This is a genomic window from Streptomyces sp. 12E (assembly GCF_055633275.1).
In genome coordinates this window covers 948,835-972,408 of the sequence record NZ_JBVNCJ010000001.1, presented here as the reverse complement: position 1 = coordinate 972,408, position 23,574 = coordinate 948,835, and the positions used below count along the sequence as shown (strand labels likewise).

Annotated in this window: 24 protein-coding genes and 3 pseudogenes; 14 read left to right on the top strand and 13 right to left on the bottom strand. The window is 72.7% G+C overall.

From position 1 onward, the window contains the following. Positions 1–126 precede the first annotated feature (126 nt). The 5 genes and pseudogenes from ACZ8ZB_RS04525 (at position 127) to ACZ8ZB_RS04505 (ending at position 3,648) form a co-directional block, all read left to right on the top strand. Positions 127–924, top strand: a complete 798-nt coding sequence (locus tag ACZ8ZB_RS04525) for an electron transfer flavoprotein subunit beta/FixA family protein (RefSeq protein ID WP_470736422.1) — start codon at positions 127–129, stop codon at positions 922–924. A gap of 61 nt (positions 925–985) precedes the next feature. Next, positions 986–1,948 (top strand): electron transfer flavoprotein subunit alpha/FixB family protein, encoded by a 963-nt coding sequence (locus ACZ8ZB_RS04520; protein WP_470736421.1) that lies wholly within the window; start codon positions 986–988, stop codon positions 1,946–1,948. Between the two features lie 229 nt (positions 1,949–2,177). Then, a pseudogene (locus tag ACZ8ZB_RS04515) lies at positions 2,178–2,773 on the top strand (DUF6986 family protein); the annotation flags it as partial. A 159-nt stretch (positions 2,774–2,932) separates the two neighbouring features. Next, entirely contained in the window at positions 2,933–3,430 is a 498-nt protein-coding gene (locus tag ACZ8ZB_RS04510) for a DUF2975 domain-containing protein (protein ID WP_470741417.1), read from the top strand. Further along, positions 3,430–3,648 (top strand): helix-turn-helix domain-containing protein, encoded by a 219-nt coding sequence (locus ACZ8ZB_RS04505; protein ID WP_398920634.1) that lies wholly within the window; start codon positions 3,430–3,432, stop codon positions 3,646–3,648. Before ACZ8ZB_RS04510 ends, ACZ8ZB_RS04505 begins: the two co-directional genes overlap by 1 nt. Before the next feature lie 93 nt (positions 3,649–3,741). On the opposite strand, the gene ACZ8ZB_RS04500 is transcribed toward ACZ8ZB_RS04505, so the two are convergent. After that, the gene (locus ACZ8ZB_RS04500) at positions 3,742–3,969 is read right to left on the bottom strand and encodes a hypothetical protein (protein ID WP_470736420.1); all 228 of its coding nucleotides are present in this window, start codon (positions 3,967–3,969) and stop codon (positions 3,742–3,744) included. A 248-nt stretch (positions 3,970–4,217) separates the two neighbouring features. Continuing rightward, positions 4,218–5,312, bottom strand: coding sequence for a LacI family DNA-binding transcriptional regulator (locus ACZ8ZB_RS04495; protein WP_470736419.1), 1,095 nt, complete (start codon positions 5,310–5,312; stop codon positions 4,218–4,220). 197 nt (positions 5,313–5,509) lie between these two features. Here ACZ8ZB_RS04495 and ACZ8ZB_RS04490 point away from each other — a divergent pair, with 197 nt between their 5' ends. From ACZ8ZB_RS04490 to ACZ8ZB_RS04480, 3 genes are all read left to right on the top strand, one after another. Beyond that, complete coding sequence (locus ACZ8ZB_RS04490) at positions 5,510–6,463, top strand: ROK family protein (protein WP_470736418.1); 954 nt, start codon at positions 5,510–5,512, stop codon at positions 6,461–6,463. Positions 6,464–6,577: 114 nt separating this feature from the next. After that, positions 6,578–6,769 (top strand): hypothetical protein, encoded by a 192-nt coding sequence (locus tag ACZ8ZB_RS04485; protein ID WP_470736417.1) that lies wholly within the window; start codon positions 6,578–6,580, stop codon positions 6,767–6,769. A 154-nt stretch (positions 6,770–6,923) separates the two neighbouring features. Then, positions 6,924–7,964 (top strand): NUDIX hydrolase, encoded by a 1,041-nt coding sequence (locus ACZ8ZB_RS04480; protein ID WP_470736416.1) that lies wholly within the window; start codon positions 6,924–6,926, stop codon positions 7,962–7,964. A gap of 9 nt (positions 7,965–7,973) precedes the next feature. On the opposite strand, the gene ACZ8ZB_RS04475 is transcribed toward ACZ8ZB_RS04480, so the two are convergent. Both ACZ8ZB_RS04475 and ACZ8ZB_RS04470 read right to left on the bottom strand, forming a co-directional pair. After that, positions 7,974–8,708 (bottom strand): MBL fold metallo-hydrolase, encoded by a 735-nt coding sequence (locus ACZ8ZB_RS04475; protein ID WP_470736415.1) that lies wholly within the window; start codon positions 8,706–8,708, stop codon positions 7,974–7,976. 79 nt (positions 8,709–8,787) lie between these two features. Further along, complete coding sequence (locus ACZ8ZB_RS04470) at positions 8,788–10,149, bottom strand: M20/M25/M40 family metallo-hydrolase (protein ID WP_470736414.1); 1,362 nt, start codon at positions 10,147–10,149, stop codon at positions 8,788–8,790. A 195-nt stretch (positions 10,150–10,344) separates the two neighbouring features. Between ACZ8ZB_RS04470 and ACZ8ZB_RS04465 the strand changes: the two genes are divergently transcribed. Next, positions 10,345–11,577: a geranylgeranyl reductase family protein gene (locus tag ACZ8ZB_RS04465; RefSeq protein WP_470736413.1), complete on the top strand. Its 1,233-nt coding sequence runs from the start codon at positions 10,345–10,347 to the stop codon at positions 11,575–11,577. Here ACZ8ZB_RS04465 and ACZ8ZB_RS04460 read toward each other — a convergent pair. Then, positions 11,567–12,022, bottom strand: coding sequence for a nitroreductase family deazaflavin-dependent oxidoreductase (locus ACZ8ZB_RS04460; RefSeq protein ID WP_470736412.1), 456 nt, complete (start codon positions 12,020–12,022; stop codon positions 11,567–11,569). The genes ACZ8ZB_RS04465 and ACZ8ZB_RS04460 overlap by 11 nt on opposite strands. Positions 12,023–12,198: 176 nt before the next feature. On the opposite strand from ACZ8ZB_RS04460, the gene ACZ8ZB_RS04455 reads away from it, so the two are divergent. Together ACZ8ZB_RS04455 and ACZ8ZB_RS04450 are read left to right on the top strand one after the other, a co-directional pair. Then, positions 12,199–12,942, top strand: coding sequence for a TetR/AcrR family transcriptional regulator (locus ACZ8ZB_RS04455; RefSeq protein WP_470736411.1), 744 nt, complete (start codon positions 12,199–12,201; stop codon positions 12,940–12,942). Positions 12,943–13,057: 115 nt separating this feature from the next. Continuing rightward, a pseudogene (locus tag ACZ8ZB_RS04450) lies at positions 13,058–13,246 on the top strand (DNA-binding response regulator); the annotation flags it as partial. Here the strand turns inward: ACZ8ZB_RS04450 and ACZ8ZB_RS04445 are convergent. Beyond that, entirely contained in the window at positions 13,207–13,491 is a 285-nt protein-coding gene (locus ACZ8ZB_RS04445) for a DUF6332 family protein (protein ID WP_470736410.1), read from the bottom strand. The pseudogene ACZ8ZB_RS04450 and the gene ACZ8ZB_RS04445 overlap by 40 nt on opposite strands. Before the next feature lie 118 nt (positions 13,492–13,609). Here ACZ8ZB_RS04445 and ACZ8ZB_RS04440 point away from each other — a divergent pair, with 118 nt between their 5' ends. Next, on the top strand, positions 13,610–14,005 hold the full coding sequence (locus ACZ8ZB_RS04440) for a MarR family winged helix-turn-helix transcriptional regulator (protein ID WP_470736409.1): 396 nt from the start codon (positions 13,610–13,612) through the stop codon (positions 14,003–14,005). 327 nt (positions 14,006–14,332) lie between these two features. On the opposite strand, the gene ACZ8ZB_RS04435 is transcribed toward ACZ8ZB_RS04440, so the two are convergent. Next, positions 14,333–15,223 carry an SDR family oxidoreductase gene (locus ACZ8ZB_RS04435; protein ID WP_470736408.1) on the bottom strand — a complete coding sequence of 297 codons (891 nt, stop codon included), beginning with the start codon at positions 15,221–15,223 and terminating at the stop codon, positions 14,333–14,335. Between the two features lie 113 nt (positions 15,224–15,336). Then, positions 15,337–15,495 (bottom strand): annotated as a pseudogene (locus tag ACZ8ZB_RS04430) (MFS transporter); the annotation flags it as partial. A gap of 292 nt (positions 15,496–15,787) precedes the next feature. Between ACZ8ZB_RS04430 and ACZ8ZB_RS04425 the strand changes: the two are divergent. Together ACZ8ZB_RS04425 and ACZ8ZB_RS04420 are read left to right on the top strand one after the other, a co-directional pair. Continuing rightward, positions 15,788–16,459 (top strand): hypothetical protein, encoded by a 672-nt coding sequence (locus ACZ8ZB_RS04425; RefSeq protein WP_470736407.1) that lies wholly within the window; start codon positions 15,788–15,790, stop codon positions 16,457–16,459. Between the two features lie 174 nt (positions 16,460–16,633). Continuing rightward, positions 16,634–17,257 (top strand): class F sortase, encoded by a 624-nt coding sequence (locus ACZ8ZB_RS04420; RefSeq protein ID WP_470736406.1) that lies wholly within the window; start codon positions 16,634–16,636, stop codon positions 17,255–17,257. 70 nt (positions 17,258–17,327) lie between these two features. Here ACZ8ZB_RS04420 and ACZ8ZB_RS04415 read toward each other — a convergent pair whose 3' ends face one another. The 5 genes from ACZ8ZB_RS04415 to ACZ8ZB_RS04395 all read right to left on the bottom strand — a co-directional run bounded on the left by ACZ8ZB_RS04415 (position 17,328) and on the right by ACZ8ZB_RS04395 (position 23,381). Next, complete coding sequence (locus ACZ8ZB_RS04415) at positions 17,328–18,965, bottom strand: cellulase family glycosylhydrolase (RefSeq protein WP_470736405.1); 1,638 nt, start codon at positions 18,963–18,965, stop codon at positions 17,328–17,330. A gap of 79 nt (positions 18,966–19,044) precedes the next feature. Continuing rightward, a complete protein-coding gene (locus ACZ8ZB_RS04410) occupies positions 19,045–20,133 on the bottom strand; it encodes a GDSL-type esterase/lipase family protein (RefSeq protein ID WP_470736404.1) in 1,089 nt (362 codons plus the stop codon). Positions 20,134–20,366: 233 nt separating this feature from the next. Then, positions 20,367–21,860 (bottom strand): tripartite tricarboxylate transporter permease, encoded by a 1,494-nt coding sequence (locus ACZ8ZB_RS04405; RefSeq protein ID WP_470736403.1) that lies wholly within the window; start codon positions 21,858–21,860, stop codon positions 20,367–20,369. Position 21,861: 1 nt separating this feature from the next. Beyond that, positions 21,862–22,401: a tripartite tricarboxylate transporter TctB family protein gene (locus ACZ8ZB_RS04400; RefSeq protein ID WP_470736402.1), complete on the bottom strand. Its 540-nt coding sequence runs from the start codon at positions 22,399–22,401 to the stop codon at positions 21,862–21,864. Further along, on the bottom strand, positions 22,398–23,381 hold the full coding sequence (locus tag ACZ8ZB_RS04395; protein ID WP_470741416.1) for a Bug family tripartite tricarboxylate transporter substrate binding protein: 984 nt from the start codon (positions 23,379–23,381) through the stop codon (positions 22,398–22,400). The genes ACZ8ZB_RS04400 and ACZ8ZB_RS04395 overlap by 4 nt, the downstream gene beginning before the upstream one ends. Positions 23,382–23,574: the final 193 nt, after the last annotated feature.

The window sequence follows — 23,574 nt, the reverse complement described above, 5'->3', positions numbered from 1 at the left end:
CTGGGTGTACTGGTGAGTAATATTTCGGTCGGAGCGTGGGCCGCCCCGACCGGGATCGCCCGCTTCAGGCGCCTATGCTGCCTGCAGGCAGGCAGCCAGAAATGACGATGCAGTAGGAGAGCCGGCGTGAGCTTGAGGATCGTTGTCACCGTGAAGTACGTGCCCGACGCCACTGGCGACCGGCACTTCGCCGATGACCTGACCGTCGACCGGGACGACGTGGACGGTCTGCTCTCCGAACTGGACGAGTACGCGGTCGAACAGGCGCTGCAGATCTCGGAAGCACGCCAAGAAGCGGGCGACGACGTGGAGGTCACCGTGCTGACGGTGGGCCCCGAGGACGCCAAGGACGCCCTGCGCAAGGCGCTGTCCATGGGCGCGGACAAGGCGATCCACGTCGAGGACGACGACCTGCACGGCACCGACGCCATCGGCACCTCCCTGGTCCTGGCCAAGGCGATCGAGAAGGCCGGCTACGACCTGGTCATCTCCGGCATGGCCTCCACCGACGGCACCATGGGCATCGTACCGGCGCTGCTGGCGGAGCGTCTGGGCGTGCCGCAGGTGACCCTGCTGTCCGAGGTGTCCGTCGAGGACGGCACGGTCAGGGGCCGCCGCGACGGCGACGCCGCCTCCGAGCGGCTCGAGGCCTCCCTCCCCGCGGTCGTGTCGGTCACCGACCAGTCGGGCGAGGCCCGCTACCCGTCCTTCAAGGGCATCATGGCGGCGAAGAAGAAGCCGGTTCAGTCCTGGGACCTGTCCGACCTCGACGTCGACGAGGACGAGGTCGGTCTGGAGAACGCCTACACGGTCGTCGACTCCGCGGCCGAGCGCCCGGCCCGCACCGCCGGCACGATCGTCAAGGACGAGGGCGAGGGCGGCAAGCAGCTCGCCGAGTTCCTCGCGAGCCAGAAGTTCGTCTGAGCTACGAGGCTCCACTCGCTTCCCGCCCCTCACCCTTCGCAAGCAGGAGAGAAGAAGTCCCATGGCTGAAGTTCTCGTCTACGTCGACCACGTGGACGGCGCCGTCCGCAAGCCCACCCTGGAGCTGCTGACCCTGGCCCGCCGCATCGGCGAGCCGGTCGCCGTCGCGCTGGGAGGCGGCGCCGCGGACACCGCCGCCACGCTCGCCGAGCACGGCGCGGTCAAGGTCCTCACCCACGAGGCCGCCGAGTACGCCGACTACCTGGTCGTACCGAAGGTGGACGCCCTCCAGGCCGCCCACGAGGCCGTCTCCCCGGCCGCCGTCCTGGTCCCCTCCTCCGCCGAGGGCAAGGAGATCGCCGCCCGCCTGGCGCTGCGTCTGGGCTCCGGCATCATCACCGACGCCGTCGACCTGGAGGCCGGCGACGAGGGCCCGGTGGCCACGCAGTCGGTGTTCGCCGCCTCCTACACCACCAAGTCCCGTGTCTCCAAGGGCACCCCGGTCATCACGGTCAAGCCGAACTCGGCCGCCGTGGAGGCCGCCCCGGCCGCCGGTACGGTCGAGGCCCTGTCGGTGACGTTCTCCGCCCAGGCGACCGGCACCAAGGTCACCGGCCGTACGCCGCGCGAGTCGACGGGGCGTCCGGAGCTGACCGAGGCCGCGATCGTGGTCTCCGGCGGCCGCGGTGTCAACGGCGCGGAGAACTTCGCGATCATCGAGGCGCTCGCCGACTCGCTCGGCGCGGCCGTCGGCGCCTCGCGCGCCGCCGTCGACGCCGGCTGGTACCCGCACACCAGCCAGGTCGGCCAGACCGGCAAGTCGGTCTCGCCGCAGCTGTACATCGCCTCCGGCATCTCCGGCGCGATCCAGCACCGGGCCGGCATGCAGACCTCGAAGACCATCGTGGCCGTCAACAAGGACGCCGAGGCCCCGATCTTCGACCTGGTCGACTACGGCGTCGTCGGCGACCTCTTCGACGTCGTGCCCCAGCTCACCGAGGAGATCAAGAGCCGCAAGGGCTGATCACCCGAGCCGTGCCGAAGCCCCCGCGACCGATCCGGCCGTGGGGGCTTCGGCGTGTCACGGGGTCAGGACGGCCCGGGCCGGCAGACGGTCGCCGGGGGAGTCGTGAACGCGGGAAGGTGCGGGAGCGGGCCGGGCCGCGAGAGGGCGTTGACCGGCGAGAAGAAGGCCCGATGACTTCATTCAACGGTCTTTTGATTCCGTATCGTGAAAGTGCGGAAGGCGCGAGATGAGCCGAGGGCGGCAGGAGCGGGCGGCGACCAGTCTCGCGGGCGCCATCGGTGAGGAGATCGACGCCTTCCTCGCGCCGGTCGACGCCGAACTGGAGCGCCGACACCCCGGAGACCCCGGCACCCGCCAGCCCGTCCACACCGTCTGCGTCCCCGGCGACGCCTTCGCCGCCGGCACCCTCCGCACCTGGGGCGACCGGGCCTTCGCCGCGCTCGACGAGCACGCCCCGGACGCAGCCTCCCTCGCCGCCGTCCTCGGGCTCGACGGCGACCTGGCCGAGGACGTGTACGGCCGCGTCCGCGCCAAACGGAACGCGAGCCGGTCGAGGACCTGCGCGTCGACTCCGAGGACGGCTACGGCGGCCGCCCCGACGTCGAGGAGGACGAGGCCGCGGCCCGCGCGGCGCGGATCGTCGCCGAGGCGTACGGCGACGGCACCGCGGCTCCCTTCGCGGGCATCCGCGCGAAGTGCATGGAGGCCGCCGTCCGCGACCGGGGCATCCGCACCCTCGACGTCTTCCTCACCGATCTGATGGAGGCCGGAGGCCTGCCGGACGGACTGGTCCTGACCCTGCCCAAGGTCACATGTGCCGAGGTGGCGCGCCTGGCCTTCCTGTCCCGCGCCGACCTGGAGGGCCTCGCCCCGCCCCGGCGGGGAGGTCCCGGGGCCTTCGCGCGGCAGCCCGGGTCACCCGCTTGCCCTGTCTATCGAATTTCGATAGATTTCCATCGTGATTCGGTTCGAGGAGGGGCGATGGGACGGCTGACCGTGCTCGCGCTGCGCGCCGTGATGGCAGCGTTGCTGGCGGGTTCCCTGGGGGTTCAGGCGGTGCTGGTGCCGTTGATGGCGGAGGATCTCGAAGGGCTGGACGCGGAGTACGCGCACCTGCGCGTCCCGTTCCTGCTCATCGTGGTCCTCGGCGTGATGACGGCCCAGGTCGTCCTGGTCTGTGTCTGGCGGCTGGTGACGATGGCACGGCGCGGGACCGTCTTCTCCCACGCCGCCTTCCGCTACGTGCACGTCGTCATCGGCGCGTTCGTCGCGGCGGCGCTGCTGGTGTTCGCGCTCGGAGCGCTCCTCGCGCCCGGCGAGGCCGTGGCCCCCGGCGTCGTGGTACTGCTGGGCGGGGTCGGGCTGGCGGTCCTGGGCATCGCCCTGGTCGTGCTCGTCCTGCGGATGCTGCTGGCGCAGGCCGTCGCGCGCGACGTCGAGGCCTCGCGGATGCGGGCCGAGCTGGCCGAGGTGATCTGATGCCGATCGCCGTCGACATCGACGTGATGCTGGCCAGACGGAAGATGTCCGTGGGCGAACTCGCCGAACGCGTCGGGATCACGCCGGCCAATCTGGCGGTGCTCAAGAACGGCCGCGCCAAGGCGGTGCGCTTCACGACCCTCGCCGCGCTCTGCGAGGTGCTCGAGTGCCAGCCGGGCGACCTGTTGCGCTGGGAGCCCGAGGACACCCTGCCCTGACCGTCACCCGGCCCGGAGGCGGCGCCGACGACGCGCCGGTGCCGGGGCGTCCGTACCGGGGGCGCCCCGCGTACCGCTCCGGGCCGCGGACCGTCACCAGTTCCTCCTCCGCGAACAGCCGGGCGCCGCGCGCAGCCGGGGAGCGGCGCGCGCCCGCGCGCGGAACTCCTCGGGGAAGACGCCGAACAGCTCCCGCAGTCCGGGCGGCCGCACGAGCGGACCGGTGAGCAGCTCCCGCCGGCCCGGACGGGTGCGCGGGACCCCGTGGCGGTTCACGTGCGGGCGCGCGCCGGGGAGCGTGGAGCCGTCGGCGAGTTCCACGCGTACGTCGGGCGCGCCGCGGCCGGCCGCGGCGGAAGGCGCCGTTCGGCCGCGGCGCGCCCTCGCTCGCGAGCACGGGCGCGCGGTCCTCGTGCACCAGGCGGTCCAGCGGCAGCGGCCGGTCCCCGCCCGGCGGTCCCGAATCCCGCGGCCACGCGCCCGGATGCGGCGGCGGGCGCTCGCGCGGCGCCTTCTCGAGACTCCGGCGCCCGCAGGGTGCGGTCCTCCTCCACCGGCGCCGTCCGCCGCTAGTCCGCCGGGGGCAGCTCGCCGGAGCCACGGGTGATCAGCCGGGTGGGGAGCTCGATCCGCTCCGGGGCGAGCAGGGTGCCGTCCAGCTGGCGGAACAGCCGCTCGGCAGCGGTCCGGCCGAGGGCCGCCGCGTCCTGGGCGACGACCGTGACGCCCGGCTGGAGCAGATCGGCGAGCTCGATGTCGTCGAAGCCGACCAGGGCGACCCGGCGGGCGTGCCCGGCCAGCACCCGGATCACGGTGACCGTCACCCGGTTGTTGCCCGTGAAGATCGCGGTGACCGGATCCGGTCCTGAGAGCATCTCCTCGGCCGCCCGGCGCACCCGCTCCGGGTCGGTGACGCCCAGCGACATCCAGGAGTCCGCCACCGTTATCCCCGCGTCCTCCATGGCGGTCCGGTAGCCGCGCAGCCGCTCGGCCGCGGTGTGGATGCGGGGCATGTCGCCGATGAAGCCGATCCGGCGGTGACCGTGTGCGATCAGGTGGCTCACGCCGTCGTGGGCGCCGCCGAAGTTGTCCGAGACGACGACGTCCACGTCGATGTGCCCGGCCGGACGGTCCACGAAGACGGTGGCGACGCCCGCCTTGATCTCCGGCGCCAGGTAGCGGTGGTCGTCCCCGGCCGGGATCACCACCAGCCCGTCCACCCGGCGCGCGCACAGCGCCAGCACCAGCTCCTGCTCGCGGTCGGCGTCCTCCGCGCTGGAGCCGTTGATCAGCAGGGCGCCGTGTGCCCGGGCCACCTCCTCGACCGCCCGGCTCAGCGGACCGTAGAACGGGTCCGCGAGGTCCTCGAGGACCAGACCGATGCTGGCGGTGCGGCCCTTGCGCAGCACGCGGGCGCTGTCGTTGCGGCGGAAGCCGAGCGCCTCGATCGCCTCCTGGACGCGGCGCTCCGTCTCCGGCGTGACTCCGGGCTCGCCGTTGACCACGCGGGAGACCGTCTTGAGTCCGACCCCGGCGCGCGCGGCCACGTCCTTCATCGTCGGACGGTTGCCGTAACGGGTCCCTGGGATGCGGTCGGTGCGGCGGGTCGTCTCCGGCACGGTGCGGTGTCCTGTCCTGTCGGCCACGAGGATGCGTGGGGCCATGGGGTTGTATGAGGATGTGGCGTCGAGCATAGAACCTGGACAACGTTGTCAGGCTCGGGGGACACTGTCCCACGCGCACTCAGGCCCGCACCTCGCCGCACGACCGGGCCGTTGCTCGTACTCCATGTGCCGCCTCGTGGTCGCACATGGTCGTTCTCGGCGATTTTCCGATGTTTCAACGGGGAGAAACGACACTGATGCACACCGACCTCGTGGCCGCGCTCGACATAGGCGGCACCAAGATCGCCGGCGCGCTGGTGGACCGCCGGGGCCGGATCCTGGTCCGCGCCCAGCGGCCCACGCCCGCGCGGGAGAACGGTGAGACCGTGATGCGGGCGGTCGAGGCGGTGCTCGGTGAACTCGCCGCGTCCCCGCTGTGGCGGCGCGCCGGCGCGGTGGGCATCGGCAGCGCCGGCCCCGTGGACGCCTCCGCCGGCACGGTGAGCCCGGTCAACGTGCCCGGCTGGCGCGAGTACCCGCTCGTCGCCCGGGTCCGGGACGCGGCCGGGGGCCTGCCCGTGGAGCTGATCGGCGACGGGGTGGCGATCACGGCCGCCGAGCACTGGCAGGGCGCGGCCCGCGGCCACGACAACGCGCTGTGCATGGTCGTCTCGACCGGGGTCGGCGGCGGCCTGGTGCTCGGCGGGCGGCTGCACCCCGGGCCCACCGGCAACGCCGGCCACATCGGCCACATCAGCGTGGACCTCGAAGGCGACCTGTGCCCGTGCGGTTCGCGCGGCTGCGTGGAGCGCATCGCGAGCGGCCCGAACATCGCCCGCCGGGCCCTGGACAACGGCTGGCGTCCCGGTCCGGACGGCGACGCCTCCGCCGCCGCGGTGGCCTCCGCCGCCCGGGCCGGGGATCCGGTGGCCATGGCGTCCTTCGAGCGGGCAGCCAGGGCGCTGGCCGCCGGGATCGCGGCCACCGCGACACTCGTCGAGATCGACGTCGCGGTGATCGGCGGGGGCGTGGGCAAGGCGGGCGAGGTCCTCTTCGCCCCCCTGCGCAAGGCCCTCACCGAGTACGCCACCCTGTCCTTCGTCCAGCGCCTCGTCGTGGCCCCGGCCCGGATGGGCACGGACGCGGGCCTGGTGGGCGCGGCGGCGGCGGCGCTGGCGGGCAGGACGGATGCGGCGGTGGCGGGGGTCTGAGAGCCGGGTCCGGGCTCCGCTGCGGCCCGTCGTGCGGCGACGCCGTGACGGCCACCGGGGCGCTCCCGGGAACACGTGCGTGACCCCGATGCCGTTCCGGCAGTTGAGGCGGGTATGAAGAAGCGCAGCATGCTGGCCATCGCCTCCCTCGCCACCGGCTTCGTCGTCGCGGCCGTCACCCCGTCGCACGCGGTCGCCGACGTTGCCGCCCCGCTCGGCGTCGACGACACCCTCGACACCCTCGACCGGACCGTCGCCGAGGACAACACCCTGGACCTGGACGTCGACCGGGGTGACAAGGCCTGACGAGCCCCACGGCGCGACCGTACGGCGCCGGCGCCCCCGTCGTCCGGGGACGCCGGCGCCGTTCCCGTGGTTCTCGCGCGTTCTCAACCGGATCTGGTTTCCGTGGCAGGGTGGAGCGGGCAAGCCACAGGGGGCCAACGGAAGAGGGGGAAACGTGATCGTCTGGGTCAACGGCGCGTTCGGTGCGGGAAAGACCACCACCGCGCACGAACTGATCGAGCTGATCCCGAACAGCACGCTCTTCGACCCCGAGGTCATCGGCGGAGCACTGGAGCAGCTGCTTCCGCCCAAACGCCTCGCCGAGGTCGGCGACTTCCAGGACCTCCCGATCTGGCGACGGCTCGTGATCGACACGGCGGCCGCGATGCTCGCCGAGCTCGGCGGGACCCTCGTGGTCCCCATGACCCTGCTGCGCCAGGAGTACCGTGACGAGATCTTCGGCGGGCTCGCCGCTCGCCGGATACCGGTCCGGCACGTCCTCCTCGCCCCGGCGGAAACGATCCTGCGGCAACGCATAGCCGGCCGCGAGGTCCCGGCGGACCTCGCGGCCGGCGAGACGCGCGTCCGGCAATGGTCGTACGACCACATCGAGCCGTACAAGGCGGCCCTCGCCGCCTGGCTCACCGCCGACGCCTACCCGGTCGACAGCGGAACCCTCAGCCCCTACGAGACCGCCCTGCGGATAGCCGAGGCGGTCGGCAGCGGGGAGGCGCCGGCCTGCGACATCGTACAGACGCCCGAACCCACCGCGGAGACGGTCGCCGCCGGCGTCCTGCTCTTCGACGAGCAGGACCGGGTCCTGCTCGTCGATCCGACCTACAAGCCGGGCTGGGAGTTCCCGGGCGGTGTCGTGGAACGCGGCGAGGCGCCCGCGCGCGCGGGCATGCGCGAGGTCGCCGAGGAGACCGGTATCCGCCTCGACGACGTGCCGGCGCTCCTCGTCGTCGACTGGGAGCCGCCCGCGCCGCCCGGATTCGGCGGCCTGCGGCTGCTCTTCGACGGCGGCCGTCTCGACTCCGCGGACGCCGGACGCCTCCTGCTGCCCGGACCGGAACTGCGCGGCTGGCGCTTCGCCTCCGAGGCCGAGGCCGCCGATCTGCTGCCCCCGGTCCGCTACGAACGACTGCGCCGGGCACTGCGGGCACGGGAACGCGGGAAGGCGATGTACCTGGAGGCCGGGGTGCCGGTCGGCTGAGGCCCCCGGTCAGTCCGGGGCCCGGTCCGCCCGGTCCACCGCCGCACGCAGTGCCCGGGCCGCGCGTTCGGTCACCGGCTCGCCGTGGCCGAAGCAGGCCACCTCCGCGTCGAGAGCGGCCAGCCGGTGGCAGGCGGTGAGGACCTGCCGCCGGTCGAGGTTGAACACACCCGGCATCACGGTGCCGTCCACGGGGGAGGCGGCCACCGTGTCACCGGTGAACAGCACGCCGTACCGGGGCAGGTGCAGCGCGACACTGCCGAGCGTGTGTCCCGGCACGTGCACGACGTGCGCCCCGCCGCCCACGTCGAGAACGTCGCCGTCCGACAACTCCACGACCTCGGCCGGGCGTTCGAAGTCTCCCGGAGGGAGGAGCCGCGCCGCCCGCTCGTGCAGGGGCCGCTCCCACTCCTCGAACACCGGGGACGGGCCCGGAACCTCACCGCGTACGTGCGGTGCGTCCAGCCGGTGGGCCAGTACCTCGGCGCCGGTGAGCGCCGCCACCTCGGCCGCCCCGCCGGCGTGGTCCTCGTGGAAGTGGGTGAGCACGACGCGGCGTACGTCCCGCGGGTGCCGGCCGAGCGCGGTCACGGCCTCGGCGATCGCCGCCCCGCAACCCGCCGGCCCCGCGTCGATCAGCGTCAGCCCCTCCTCGCGCCCTTCCCCGCCGTCGCGCCAGAGGTACGCCTGACCGACGGGGAAGCGCAGGAGGTGGAGACGGGGGTGGAGCTCTACGACGTCCATGGGAGGACCGTAGGGGCGGAGTTCCCGCCCGCGGTACGCCGCTCTGCCGTCAGCAGAGCGGCGGACCGCCCCTTCGGCGTCAGTTCGCGCCGGACGCGTAGGTGCGCAGGAACAGCGCCTCCGCGACCGACAGCCGTTCGAGTTCGTCGGGGGACACGCTCTCGTTCACCGCGTGGATCTGCGCCTCCGGCTCGCTCAGGCCGATGAGCAGGATCTCCGCCTTCGGATAGAGGGCGGCGAGGGTGTTGCACAGCGGGATGGAGCCGCCCTGACCCGCGTACTGCATCTCCTGGCCCGGGTACGCCACCGCCATCGCGTCGGCCATGGCCCGGTAGGCCGGACTGGTGGTGTCCGCGCGGAACGCCTGCCCCTGACCGATCTGCTCGGTGCTCACCCGCGCACCCCACGGCGTGTGCGCCTCCAGGTGCGCCCGGAGCAGCCCGGTCGCCTCGGCCGCGTCGACGCCCGGCGGCACCCGCAGGCTGATCAGCGCGCGGGCGCTCGACTGCACCGAAGGCGTGGCGCCGACCACCGGCGGGCAGTCGATGCCGAGCACGGTCACCGCCGGGCGCGCCCAGACGCGGTCGGCGACCGTGCCGGAACCGATCAGCTCCACCCCGTCCAGCACCTTGGCGTCCTCGCGGAACCGCTCGTCGTCGTACTGCAGTCCGTCCCACGCCTGGTCGCCGGCCAGCCCGTCGACGGTCGTGCTGCCGTCCTCGGCGCGCAGCGAGTCCAGCACGCGTACGAGCGCGGCCAGCGCGTCGGGCGCGGCTCCACCGAACTGGCCGGAGTGCAGGTTGCCCTCCAAGGTGTCGATCCGTACCCGGACGAGCGTCATGCCGCGCAGGGTGGAGGTGACCGTCGGCAGACCGGCGCGGAAGTTGCCCGCGTCGCCGATCACGACGGCGTCGGCCGCCAGCAGGCCGGGGTGTTCCTCGGCGTACCGTTCCAGACCGCCGGTGCCCTGCTCCTCCGAGCCCTCGACGATCACCTTGACGTGCACGGGGACGCCGCCGTTCGCCTTCAGCGCCCGCAGCGCCAGCAGGTGCATGATCACGCCGCCCTTGCAGTCGGCGGCCCCGCGCCCGTACCAGCGGCCGTCGCGCTCGGTCAGCTCGAAGGGCGGGGTGGTCCAGCCGGACTCGTCCAGCGGCGGCTGCACGTCGTAGTGCGCGTACAGCAGCACGGTCCTGGCGCCCTCCGGGCCCGGCAGGCAGCCGTACACCGACTGTGTGCCGTCCGGGGTGTCGAGCAGCGCCACGTCCTCGAAACCCTCGGCGGTGAGCGCGTCCGCGATCCAGCGCGCGGCGCCCTCGCTCTCCTCGCGCGGGAACTGGCCGAAGTCCGCCACCGACTTGAAGGCCACCAGTTCGGCGAGCTCCTCCTTCGCCCTGGGCATCAGCGAGGCGACGGTCGCGGCGACCGGATTCGACGACATGGGCACGCTCCTTGTGGGTGCGACGTTGAAGCTTGTGCGAACTTCTTTGTACGAGATGATCGTGCGGTGTGCGTGAGGACCCGTGTACGGGGCACTTACGCCGCCGATCCTCCCACAGTGGCCCGAGGCGAACGCCGCCGTAGGATGCGGGAGGACAGGAGCGGCAGGCGGCTGGATCGGGAGCAGTAGACCATCGTGAGCAGCGAGAACTCTTCGGCGGACGACGTACGGCAGGTGTGGGACGTCGTCGTGGTGGGCGCGGGACCCGCGGGGGCCTCGGCCGCCTACGCGGCGGCGGTCGCGGGGCGGCGCGTGCTGTTGCTGGAGAAGGCGGAGCTGCCGCGCTACAAAACGTGCGGCGGCGGCATCATCGGTCCCTCCCGCGACTCGCTCCCGCCCGGTTTCGAGCTTCCGTTCAAGGACCGGGTGCACGCGGTGACGTTCTCGAACAACGGCCGTTTCAGCCGTACCCGCCGTTCCCGGCAGATGCTGTTCGGGCTGATCAACCGGCCCGAGTTCGACCAGCAGCTGGTGGAGCACGCGCAGAAGGCGGGCGCCGAGCTGCGCACCGGCGTCGCCGTGCAGCGGGTGGAGCAGCACGGTTCGGCCGTACCGGACCGGCGCACGGTCGCCGTCGTCCTGCAGGGCGGCGAGACGGTGCTCGCCCGGGCCGTGGTCGGCGCGGACGGCAGCGCCGGCCGCATAGGGGCCCACGTCGGCGTCAAGCTGGACCAGGTCGACCTGGGCCTGGAGGCGGAGATCCCGGTGCCGCAGACGGTCGCCGAGGACTGGAAGGGGCGGGTGCTCATCGACTGGGGCCCGATGCCCGGCAGTTACGGCTGGGTCTTCCCCAAGGGCGACACGCTCACCGTCGGTGTGATCTCACGGCGTGGTGAAGGCGCCGCGACCAAGCGCTACTTGGAGGACTTCATCGGGCGGCTCGGCCTCGCCGGCTTCGAACCGAGCATCTCCTCCGGTCACTTGACGCGTTGCCGCGCCGACGACTCGCCGCTGTCGCGCGGGCGCGTGCTGGTGTGCGGGGACGCGGCCGGGCTGCTGGAGCCGTGGACCCGCGAGGGCATCTCCTTCGCGCTGCGCTCGGGCCGGCTGGCGGGGGAGTGGGCGGTGCGGATCGCCGAGGCGCACGACGCCGTGGACACGCGCCGGCAGGCGCTGAACTACGCCTTCGCCGTGAAGGCGGGACTCGGCGTGGAGATGAGCGTCGGCAAGCGGATGCTGGCCGCCTTCGAACGGCGCCCGGGGGTGTTCCACGCGGTCCTCACCGGCTTCCGCCCGGCCTGGAAGGCGTTCAAGGACATCACGCAGGGCTCGACGACGCTCGGCGAACTGGTCCGTACCCACCCCTTGGCGCACCGCGCGCTGGTGGCGCTGGACCGGCGTCCCTCGGGCGACGGGGTCAGCTCCTGACGGTGATCCGGAAGACCGGGTGGTCGGGGGCGGCCGCGGCGATCTCCGCGTCGGAGGACCGGGCGGTGACCCCCTGGAAGTACTGGTTCACCTCCCAGCCCCACTTCTCCAGGTAGGTCCGCAGGATCGGGAGCTTCTCCTCGTCGGGAAGCTCCACCGCGGTGAAGCTGCGGACCTTGCGGCCCACCCGCAGTTCCCCGCCGCCGGCGGCGCGCATGTTGCGCACCCACTGGGAGTGACCGCGTGCCGAGACCAGGTACTGCCCGCCCTCGTGGGTGTGCGGGTTGACCGGGATGCGCTGCATCCGTCCGCTCCTGCGGCCGCGGACGGACATCTCCGCGGTTCCGGCGAGGCTGAGGCCGTGCCGGGCCAGCCGGCCGACGACGCTGTTGAGCCGGACGGCCATGGGGCTGCCCTTGAGGTAGTACGGCGTTGACGACGACATCGGTGACCCCCGGGTCGGAGTAATGGCGAGAGCGCTGCTCTCTTTCGTGAGCACTGCTCTCGCGGTGTGCCTTCAGTCTGCGGGATGCCGGACGGTAAGGCAAGAGCACTGCTCTCGTTTATGTGCACCGTTCTTGTTTGTGTGCACTGCTCCGGTTTCATGGAACACTGGACGGCATGACCAGCTCCGCACACGGCGTCCGCGCCCGGGCCAGGATCGAAGTCACCGCGGCCATCAAGGAGGAGGCCCGCAGACAGCTCGCTCAGGAGGGTGCCGTCAAGCTCTCGCTGCGGGCCGTCGCACGCGAGCTCGGCATGGCCTCCTCCGCGCTCTACCGCTACTTCCCCAGCCGTGACGACCTGCTGACCGCGCTCATCATCGACGCCTACGACTCCCTCGGCGCGGCGGCCGAAGCGGCCCGGGACGCGGCCGCCGACATCGGACCGGTGGGGCGCTGGACCGCCGTGTGCGAGAGCGTGCGCGACTGGGCGCTCGGGCACCCGCACGAGTACGCGCTGATCCACGGCACGCCGGTGCCCGGCTACACCGCGCCCGACACGACCGTTCCGGCCGCCGCCCGCTCCGCACTCGTCGTCATCGGCATCCTCCGCGACGCGCACCGGGGCCTCGGACTCGCCCAGCCCTCACTGCCGGCCGAGTTGAGGCCCGAGGCCGTGCGCATGGCCGCCGACCTCGCGCCCGACCTGCCGCCCGAGGTGGTGGCGACGATGGTGGCCGCCTGGGCCCAGCTGTTCGGGCTGATCGGGTTCGAGGTGTTCGGCCAGTTCAACCGGCTGGTGGAGGACCGCGACACGTTCTTCCGCCACGCGGTGGGGCAGCTCGCGCACACCATGGGCCTGGTGTACCCGCAGCAGGGTCCCGCGGACGGACCGGGCGGGCGGACCGCCGAGCCCTCGTAGGAGGCGGGGCCGGGCGGACGTACTGCGCCGGGAGTACGCGCGGTCACCACGCCGGGCCGACGTCGCACCGGTCGCCCCGCGCCCCGGCGGCGGGTGCTCGCCGTACTGTTGTCCGAGGCCGAGGATGGCCCTGGTCGGCATCGGCCCGTCCGACGAGGAGATCGCCCGCCGCCCGGTCGTCAGCCCGCTCACCGCCAGGACCCGTGTCAGCCGCGCCATGGTGAAACTGGACGCTCGTGACCGGGCCCGACTGGTGGTGCCGGCCTATGGGCCGGGTTCGGTACGGTCCGGCTGGCTGGGCTGATCCGCTCGCTGGAACCGGACCAGCACGGACACCGTGCGGACGGCGAACAGGACCGTCGCGAGCAGTGGTCCGGTGCGGCGCAGCACCGCCTCGAAGGTGCCCGGCAGTTCGAAGAGCAGCGCCGGCCCCGTCACGGCCCCGAGGACGACCGCCGCCGCGAACGCCGCGCTGCACAGCGCGTACCCGGTCTCGACGGTGACGGCGTCCCGCTCGGCCTGGCTCCGCCGTCCTCCGTGACCCGTCATCCGAAGAGTGAAACAGGTGTGTGCCCCGGCGGGCAAGGAATCCGGCGGAGCCGGCGTCCGCCGGGGAGACGGGGAAGGCCGGGGAGACTCGCACGCGCATGCCTGCTACGGTGCGCCCATGGCGGCGAAGCAGGCCGAACAGGCGCTCGTGGAACGGTGGCGGGGTGTGCTCGCGCTGCATGCGCGCACCCAGTGCGAGATCGACCGTGCCCTGCACGGACACGGCTTGTGCGCCAGCGACTTCGAGGTCCTCGACATCCTCGCGCAGGGTGCCGGACCGGGCGGCTGCTCCTACCGCGTCCAGGAGATCTCCGAGCACGTCCATCTGAGCCAGAGCGCGTTGTCCCGGCTGGTCGCCCGGCTGGAGAAGGAGGGCCTCGCCGAGCGCGGGACGTGCCCGGAGGACCGGCGGGGTGTGCGGGTGTCGCTCACGCCGAAGGGCCGCGCGCTGCACGGCGAGGTACTGCCCGTACAGCGTGCGGTGCTGGCCCGGATGCTCTCGGACGCCGGCTGACCGGGCCGGCGAGGACCTCCCGGACCACGGCGGACGCCTCTCGCCACAGCGCGACGGGCCCCGGATCACCCGGCACCGCCGGCAACGGCGCCCGGTTCCGCAGCGCGAGACACGACTGCTCGGCGGGTCCGGCGAGTTCGCACTCCGCGTTCCCGGACGTGTCGCGGGCGGTCACCGGCGGCTCCCGGGACAGCCGTACGCTCCCCACCGCGTCCGCGCCGGCCCGTTCCGCGATGTCGGCCGGCAACCGGCCCTCTTCCTCCAGCACTTCAGGAACCGGGCGGCGTCCATGGGCGGGAGTCCGCCGTACGGACGCCCCCCGGGGTCCTACGGAAGCGGGGTCCCGCCCGTCGCGTTGACGATCTCCGCGGTGATGTACGACGCCTCCTGCGAGGCGAGGAAGACGTACGCGGGGGCCATCTCGGCCGGCTGGGCCGGACGTCCGATGGGCGCCTGCTTGCCGAACTCCGCGGTGTCCGGCAGGGTCGCCGGGATCAACGGCGTCCACACCGGTCCCGGCGCCACGGCGTTGACCCGGATGCCCCGCTCGATCAGCATCTGCGCCAGACCCTGGGTGAACGTGACGATGGCGCCCTTCGTGGTCGCGTAGTCCAGCAGGTGCGGGCTGGGCTTGTAGGCCTGCACGGAGGCCGAGTTGATGATGCTCCCGCCCTTCCGCATGTGCGGCACGGCCAGCTTGCACAGCCAGAACATGCCGTACAGGTTGGTCCGCAGCACGCGGTCGAACTGCTCGGTGGAGATCGCCTCGATGCCGTCGGGCTGCGACATCTGGTACGCCGCGTTGTTCACCAGGATGTCGATCCGGCCGAACTCCGACACCGCGCGGTCGATCAGCGCCCGGCAGTTCTCCTCCTCCCGCACGTCGCAGGCGACGGGCACGGCCCGCCGGCCGGCCTCCTCCACCCACCGCACGGTCTCGGCGGCGTCGTCCTTCTCGCTGTCCAGGTACGTGAAGACCACGTCGGCGCCCTCGCGGGCGAACGCCAGTGCGACCGCCCGGCCGATCCCGGAGTCCCCGCCCGTGATCACGGCCACGCGGTCCGTCAGCCGGCCGCTGCCCCGGTAGGAGTCCTCACCGTGGTCCGGCGGCGGGTCCATGGGGCCGGTCCAGCCGGGGTGCGGCTGGTCCTGGGAGGGGAAGTCGGGGGTCGGGTGCTGCTCGACGGGATTCTGCTGCTCGGTCACGGTCTCTCCCATGTCCGTGGAAGGGCGGTCGGATGATCGGCGCCGACGGAAGACCGGCGGCGCCGATCACCCGGGTACCCCGGCACCGCGCACCTGATCCGGCCCGTCCCACCGCCCCCCCCCGGACGGCCGGTGAGCGTCAGGGTGATCACGGCCCCGGAGGAGGCACCGAGCAGGGCCGGGCCGAGGGCGCTCGCGGAGGCGCCGGTCCGTTCCTCGGCGGCGGGGATGCGCACCACCCGGCCGGCGAGGACGAGGCGGTCGAGGGCGAAGAAGGCGGTCAGGGCGGGACGGAACCGGACGAGGCCGGTGCCCGGCCCGGCACCACACTGCGCGAACGGGTTTTGTTCATTGGCGGCATGAAATCGGGCCGGGCGGCCGTGCGGACCGGGGCGGGAGAAGCCGGACAGGGGCGGACGCGGCCGGTGTGCCGCCGGAGGGGTGGAGGCGTTAACCCGTGTGAACGTCCTGGATGGTGGGACCGGGCGCCATGGCCCAGCGTGGATCACGTCGGAGCCCGGGACACCTGTGCTGACGAGGAGTCAGCCGCCCGGTCTTCCGTGGAAGGACTCTCAGATGCGTTCTGCCCGCATGGTGCTCGCCACCGCGACGGCCACGGCGGCCCTCGCCATCGCCGCGCCCGCAGCCTACGCCGACCACTCGGGCGAAGAGGGGCACGACAAGTCCTCCTACAGCAAGGAGCACGAGGAGGAGAGCAAGGAGCAGGGCAAGGAGGCCGAGGAGTACGACAAGGAGGCCAAGGAGCAGGACAAGGAGGCCGAGGAGTACGACAAGGAGAGCAAGGAGCAGGACAAGGAGGCCGAGGAGTACGACAAGGAAGGCAAGGAGGCCGAGGAGTACGACAAGGAGGCCAAGGAGGCCGAGGAGTACGAGAAGGACGGCAAGGAGTACGAGAAGGACGGCAAGGAGTACGAGAAGCCGCGCGGCGGCATGAACACGGGCGGTGGGGCCCTGAGCGCCGTGGGCGAGGAGGACTGGGGCGCCGCCAAGGACTCGAAGTACGACTCCGGGACGTACAAGGAGAAGGACGACTCGCACGACGAGGAGTCCCACGGCGGCAAGCAGGACAAGGAGTGGAACAAGGAGAAGCCGCGCGGCGGGATGCACACCGGCGGCGGTGGGCTCGCCGAGCCGGGTGTCACCACGGGCGGCCTGGCCGCACTGGCGGTCCTCGGCGCCGGCGCCTACGCGCTGCGCCGCAAGAAGGCCGCCGGGAGCGTGGCCTGAGCCATGCCCGGCGCCATAACGGGGCCGTCGTGCGCGCCTCGCGCGTCATGACGGCCCCGCTCAGTCGTCCGTGTGCCGTGTCCGAATGAGGTGGTCCTCCCCATGCCGGCCAGTTCCCCTTCCCCCCTCGAAACCGATCAGGCGTCACCGACGCGGCGAAGGCTGCGCGCCGTCATGACGGCGGTCTTCTGGAGTGGAGCCGGCCTGCTGCTGGCCATGACGCTGTTCAGCGGCGGGGAGGACCCTCCCGACGACGCCCACGGGCCGCGCGCGGCCTCCGCCGTGCCGTCCACGAGCGCCTCGGCCGCCGGCGCGTCCGCCACCCGCGAACCGGCGGCCGGGCATCTGCCGCGGTCCGAGCCGACCCGGCTGCTCATCCCCGCCATCGACGTCGACGCCCCCTTCACCGACCTCGCCATCGGCAGCAAGGGGCGGCTGGAGGCACCCCCGCCCCACGACACCAACCTGGTCGGCTGGTACGCCGAGGGAGTCTCCCCGGGCGAACGCGGTACGGCGATCATCGCCGGGCACGTGGACACGACGACGTCCCCGGCCGTGTTCGCGCGGTTGAGCGAACTGGAGAAGGGCGACCGTTTCCGGGTGCTGCGCGCCGACGGCAGCAAGGCGACGTTCGTGGTGGACGAGACGGAGTCCTTCGAGAAGGACGACTTCCCCGACGAGCGCGTGTACGCCGACACCCCCGACGCCCAGGTGCGGCTCATCACCTGCGCCGGGGACTACGACCACGCCGCCAAGGACTACACCGAGAACCTGGTGGTCTTCGCCCGTCTCGTCTGAACCGGTTCCGGCCCGGCCGGTCCGGCGGACTGCCCGGAAGGGGGGAGGGCGCCTTCCGGGCAGCGGTCCGTCAGGCCACGGAGCAGTTCGCGCCGTTGAGGCTGAAGGCCGTGGGGCTGGGGTTCGCGCCGGTCCGCGAGGCCGTGAAGCCGAGGCTGACCGAGCCCGAGGCGGGGATCGACGCGGTGTACGAGGCGGAGGCGACGCTGACCTCGGAACCGCTCTGCGTCGGCGTACCGCCCCACATGTGGGTGATGCGCTGACCGGCGGGGAAGGTCCAGCGCAGCGTCCAGCCGTTCACCGCGGAGCCGCCCGTGTTGCGGACGGTGACCTCGCCCTGGAACCCGCCGGGCCACTCGCCCGTCACCCGGTAGCCGATCGCGCAGGCGCCCGTCGTGCCGCCGGAGGAGGTGGTGACGGTCACCGTCGCGGAGCGCTGCGACCGGTTGCCGGCGGCGTCCCGGGCGTAGACGGCGAAGGTGTAGGACGTGGCCGGGGTGAGTCCGGTGACGGTGGCGGAGGTGCCGGCCGTCGTGGTGACGGTGCTCTCCGTACCGCCGGCGATCCGCACGACGTCGTAGCCGGTGACCCCGTTCGCGTCGGTGGCGGCGCCCCAGGTGAGGGTCGCGGACGAGGAGGTCACGGCCGAGGCGCTCGGAGTGCCGGGAGCGGTCGGGGCCGTGGTGTCGTCGCCGGAACCGGACCCGTAGACCGCGGCCTCCTCGGCGGTGGCGGCGATCCCGTCGGCGCCGTCGAAGAGGCGCTCACCCCAGCTGGTCAGCTGGTCCGGGTCGAAGTTCGCGACCATGTCGAGGTACTCGACGCCGCCGCCGTTGCCGCTCCAGGACCAGCCGAGGTAGCCGAGACCGAGCTGCCGGGTGACGGCCAGGATGGTGTCCTCGTCGGGGTCGCCGTCGGAGTGGTTGTGCCCGAACTCGCCCACCACGATGGGGAGTTTCGCCGAGACGAAGCGGCCCAGGTAGTCGCTGATCTCGGCGGCGGTGTCGAAGACGCCGTACATGTGGATGGAGAACACGGTGTTGGCGTCCGGGTCGGCGGCGAAGACCGAGGCGGCGTTGTCACGCATGGTGAACGCCCAGTCCTGGCCCCAGTTGGGGGCGTCGACCATGATCGTGTGGTCGAATCCGGCGTTGCGCAGCTTCTGGATCGCGGCCTTGGTGTCGGCCGTCCAGGCCGTGTAACCGGCGTTGCCGTACGGCTCGTTGCCGATGTTGACGATGACGTAGTCCTCCTGGCCGGCCAAGGCGCTCTGGACGCTGATCCAGTAGTCGGCGGCACGGGAGAGGGTGATCGCTCCGCTCTGCTCGCCGTAGCCGGTGGTGTCGTGCACCTCCAGGACGCAGATCAGCCGGTTCTGCTTGCACTGCGCGACGACGTTCGCCACGTCGGCGGCGTCGTTGCGGGTCCAGCGGTCGCCGCTGGAGAGGACGACGCGCACGGTGTTGGCGCCCTTGGCCTTGATGTGCGCCAGCGAGCCGAGCCGGTCGGCGTACCAGGTGTGCGCGTGGTTGACGCCACGCATCACGAAGTCGTTCCCGGACGCCTCGAGGAGCCGGCCGTTCTCCACCCGGAACCCGGTGGGCGCCGCGTGTGCCGCAGTGGTGAGGACGAGGAACGGGAGGAGGAGTCCCAGGAGGGCGGCGAGCAGGCCGGCGGCTCGTGGGGAGGCGGGCGTACGGGGTCTCATGGCGGCTCCAGTGGGAGTGCGGTCGGCTGTCCGTACCGTGCGGTTGCTCTGTGCGCCGTGCGGTGGTCCGTGCCGTGTGTCAGGAGGCGGCCGTGCAGCTGACGGTCGCCGCCGGGGCGGTGGAGGTCGCCGGGGCGGTGGCGATGAGGCCGAAGGCGGCACTGGCTCCGGGGGCCAGGGTCCCGTTCCACTGCGCGTTGGTGACGGTGGCCGTGCCGTCGGCGGACGTGCCGAGGGTGCCGTTCCAGACCTGGCTCACCCGGGCGCCGTCGGCCGGTACGACCGTCACCGTCCAGCCCGTGACGGGGGCGGCGGAGGTGTTGCGCACCGTCACCTCGGCCTGGTAGCCGCCCTGCCAGCCGGAGATCGTCCGGAAGGACGCGGCGCAGTCGGCGTCGCCGGGCTCCTGCGGACCGTCGGGGTCGTCCGGGTCGCCGGGGACGCCCGCCTCCAGGAGTGCGGCCAGGGCCGGGAACCAACGCGCGGCGATCTTCTCGTTGCCGGCGGCGTTCGGGTGGACGCCGTCGTAGGTGTCGGTGGCCGTGTCGAACCCCGTCCACTGGTCGACCACGGTCACCGGGGAGCGGTCGGTGCTCGTCGCCGCGGCCCACGCGGGGATCCGGGCGTTGAAGTCGGCCACGCGCTGGGCGCAGGCGGCGCAGGTGCCGGGGGTCATCGGAATGATCTGGGCGACGAGGACCCGCATGTCCGGATTGGACTCCCGCATCTGCCCCACGAGCCTGGTGTAGGCGGCGAGGATGCGGTCGGGGGAGACGTTGCTCCAGACGTCGTTCGTGCCGAAGTGCATGACAACGATGTCCGGCAGCGTTGCCGCCAGTCGCGCGGGAAGCAGGTTCCGGTCCGCCACGTTGGTGACCAGCTCACCGCCGTGCCCTTCGTTGTCCCCGTCGTGCGTCACGCCGCAGCCCTGTGCGGGCAGGGTGCCGACGAAGTCGACGTCCGCGTGTCCGGCGTCCAGCAGCCGGTTCCACAGCAGGGCCCGCCAGCAGCCCGGCGACCCGGTGATGGAGTCGCCCAGCGGCATGACGCGCACCGGGTCGGCCGCCGCCGACGAGGCCGCGGCGGTCGGTGCGAGGGGGAGGAGCAGGGCGGCCAGCAGGCCGAGGAGCGAAACCGTGCGTAAGCGCAGGGGGTGGATGCCGTGCATGGTCGGTCCCCTTCCGTGGAGGATGTGGGAGCGCTCCCATGTGGAACATCAAGCCATTATTGTCATTGACGCGTCAAGAGGTGGGGGCGAGGTCGGCGCCCGTGGAGGACCGGACCCCGCGCCCGGCCCGCCCGCTCGCCGTGGCGGACGGGCGGGCCGGAGCGCACCGGCCCGCGTGATCCGCGCCCGCCCGTCGGGGCACGCGCGCCCCGACGGGCGGAACCCGTGAGCGGTCAGCTGCCGGCGCCCTTCCGGGGCAGCGCCTTGCGCACCAGCGGCCAGGCCAGCAGCAGCACGACGACCGCGTAGACGATCACCGAGAACGGCGTGTCGACCAGACCCGTGACACTGCCGTCGCTGATCTGCAGGGCGCGGCGCAGCTGCTGTTCGGCGGCCGGGCCGAGGATGACGCCGATGACGGCGGGCAGCACCGGCAGTCCGTACCGCCGCATTCCGAAGCCGATCAGACCGATGACCAGCAGGATCACCAGGTCGATCACCTCGCCGCCGACCGCGTACGCGCCCACCGCCGCGAAGAACATGATCCCGGCGTAGAGGTACGGCCGCGGGATGCGCAGCAGCTTCGCCCACACCGGGGCCAGCGGCAGGTTGAGGGCGAGCAGCAGCACCATGCCGACGAACAGCGAGGCGATCAGCCCCCACACCAGGTCCGGCTCGCGCTCGAAGAGCAGCGGGCCGGGCTGGATGCCGTACTGCTGGAACGCGGCCAGCATCACCGCCGCGACCGCCGTGGTCGGCAGGCCCAGGGTCAGCATCGACACCAGCGTGCCCGCCGCCGAGGCCGACGCCGCCGACTCCGGGCCCGCGACGCCCTCGATGGCGCCCTTGCCCCACTCGTCCTTGTGCTTCGACAGCCGCTTCTCCGTGACGTACGACAGGAAGGTCGGGATCTCCGCGCCGCCCGCCGGGATCGCGCCGAACGGGAAGCCGATGAACGGACCGCGCGCCCAGGACTTCCAGGTGCGCCGCACATCGGCGCGGCCCAGCCACGGCCGGCCCACCGGGATCGGGTCCGGCGGCCGGCGCCGCAGATGCGCGGCGACCCAGAGCGCCTCACCGATGGCGAACAGGCCCACCGCGACGATCACCACGTCGACACCGTCGGCGAGTTGCAGCGAGCCGAACGTCAGCCGCTGCTGGCCGGTCATCTGGTCCAGCCCCACCAGGCCGATCGTCAGACCGATCAGCAGCGAGGCCATGCCCCGGATCCGGGACGAACCCAGCACCGACGTCACGGCGATGAACGCCAGCACCATGATGGCGAAGTAGTCCGGGGCGCCGATGTCCACCGCCAGGTCGGCGACCGTCGGGGCCAGCGCGACCAGCAGGACCGTGCCGACCATGCCGCCCGCGAAGTGCCCGATGGCGGCGGCCGCGAGGGCCTGTGCGCCGCGCCCCGACTTGGCCATGGGGTTGCCCTCCATGGCCGCGACCACCGCCGCGCTCTCCCCGGGCGTGTTCAGCAGGATCGAGGTCGTCGAACCGCCGAACATCGCGCCGTAGTAGATCCCGGCGAACATGATGAACGCGCCGGTCGGATCGAGTCCGTACGTCACCGGCAGCAGCAGCGCCACCGCCATCGCCGGGCCGATGCCGGGCAGCACCCCGATCGCCGTGCCGAGCAGCACGCCCACGGCGGCCCAGAGCAGGTTGAGCGGGGTGAGGGCCGTGCCGAAGCCGTCCATGAGGGAGGTGAGGGCGTTCATGTCACAGCACTCCCATCAGCGGACCGCCGGGCAGCGGCACTCCGAGCAGGTGGTTGAACACGGCGTAGGTGACGAAGGAGAGCACCGCCGCGATCAGCGGATCGCGGTCGGGTCTGCGGCTGCCGAGCGCGAAGGCCGCGCCCCAGAAGAGCAGCGCGCCCGCGACCGGGAAGCCGAGCGGTTCGATGAGGACGGCGGCGCCGAGGAACACCCCCGTCAGCAGCAGCACCGTGCGCCAGTCGGCGGGTTCGGACAGGTCGACGTCCTCGCCGGTCTCCGCCTGGCCCCGGCCGCCGCGCAGGACGTCCACCGCGAGCAGGGCGGCGACGACGAGCAGGCCGACGCCGACCGCGACCGGCACGGTCCTCGGGCCGACGGGCCCGCGCTGGGCGATGTCGACGTCCATGGTGAGGGCGTCGGTCAGGACGAGTACGCCGAGCGCCAGCAGCAGGGCGCAGACGCCGAGTTCGGAGTGGTCGCGGAGCCAGGAGCGCCGTTCGGCGGTGGGCTCCGGGGACGTGCCGGCGGCCGGTGTCGTCACAGTCCGAGCTCCTTCAGCACCGAGACCACGCGCTTGTCCTCCGCGTCCAGGAACGCGCCGAACTCCTCGCCGGTCAGGAAGGCGTCGTCCCAGCCGTTGCGCTTCAACGAATCCCGCCACTCCTTCGAGTCGTGCAGCTCCCGCACCAGGCGCACGAGCTTGTCGCGCTCGGCGTCGGTGAGGCCGGGCGGGGCGACGATGCCGCGCCAGTTGGTGAAGCTCACGTCGTAGCCCGCTTCCCCGAGCGTGGGCGCGTCGAGGCCGGCGACCCGCTCCGGGCCGGTGACCGCGAGCAGGCGCAACTCACCGGACCTGATCTGGTCGAGGTACTCACCGACGCCGGAGACGCCGAAGGCGACCTTGTCGCCGAGGATCGAGGCGAGCAGCTCGCCGCCGCCGTCGAAGGGGATGTAGTTGACCTGCTTCGGGGGGATTCCGGCGGCCCGCGCCATGAGCATCGGCGCGAGGTGGTCGGGCCCGCCGGGGGAGGAGCCGCCGCCCACCGGGAGTTTGCCGGGGTTCTCCTTCCAGGCGCCGATCAGATCGTCGATCGTCTCGTACGGGGAGTCCTTCCCGACCACGACGACGTCCTGCTCCTCGGTGAGCCGGGCGATCGGAGTGGTGTCCGCGAGCGTCTTCGGCGCGTCGTTGGAGCGGACGGCGCCGACCACGCCCAGGCCCATCGACATGGCGAGCTTGCCGTTGCCGTGCTCGCTCACCAGCCGGCTCAGGCCCACGGTGCCGCCGGCGCCGGGCAGGTTGAACACCTCGACGCTGTGGGTGAGTCCGGCGTCCTCGGCGTTCTTCGCGGCCGTGCGGGCCGTGATGTCGTAGCCGCCGCCGGGCGAGTTGGGAACCATGAAGCGCAGGCCCGGGATCTGTGTGCCGGTCTCGGTGCCGCCGCCGGTCGTGAGCAGCGGCGGGCCCAGGAGTACGAGCACGGCGGCCCCGAGCAGGGCGAGGGGTGTGCGCAGGCGCACGAGTGCCACCACCTGTCGGTCGGTCGTCTGGGATCACGCCAGGCCCTGTGGGGAAGGGTGACGCGGGCCACATGGTGCCCGCGCGCCGCCGGGCTGTCGTGCTTGCGGAACCAATGGAGGTTGTGGTCATTGCGTCAGCGAGGGTGCGCCAGTGGCGCACGTCTCTTTCCCCGGCCGCAGGTGGGGGCCATGA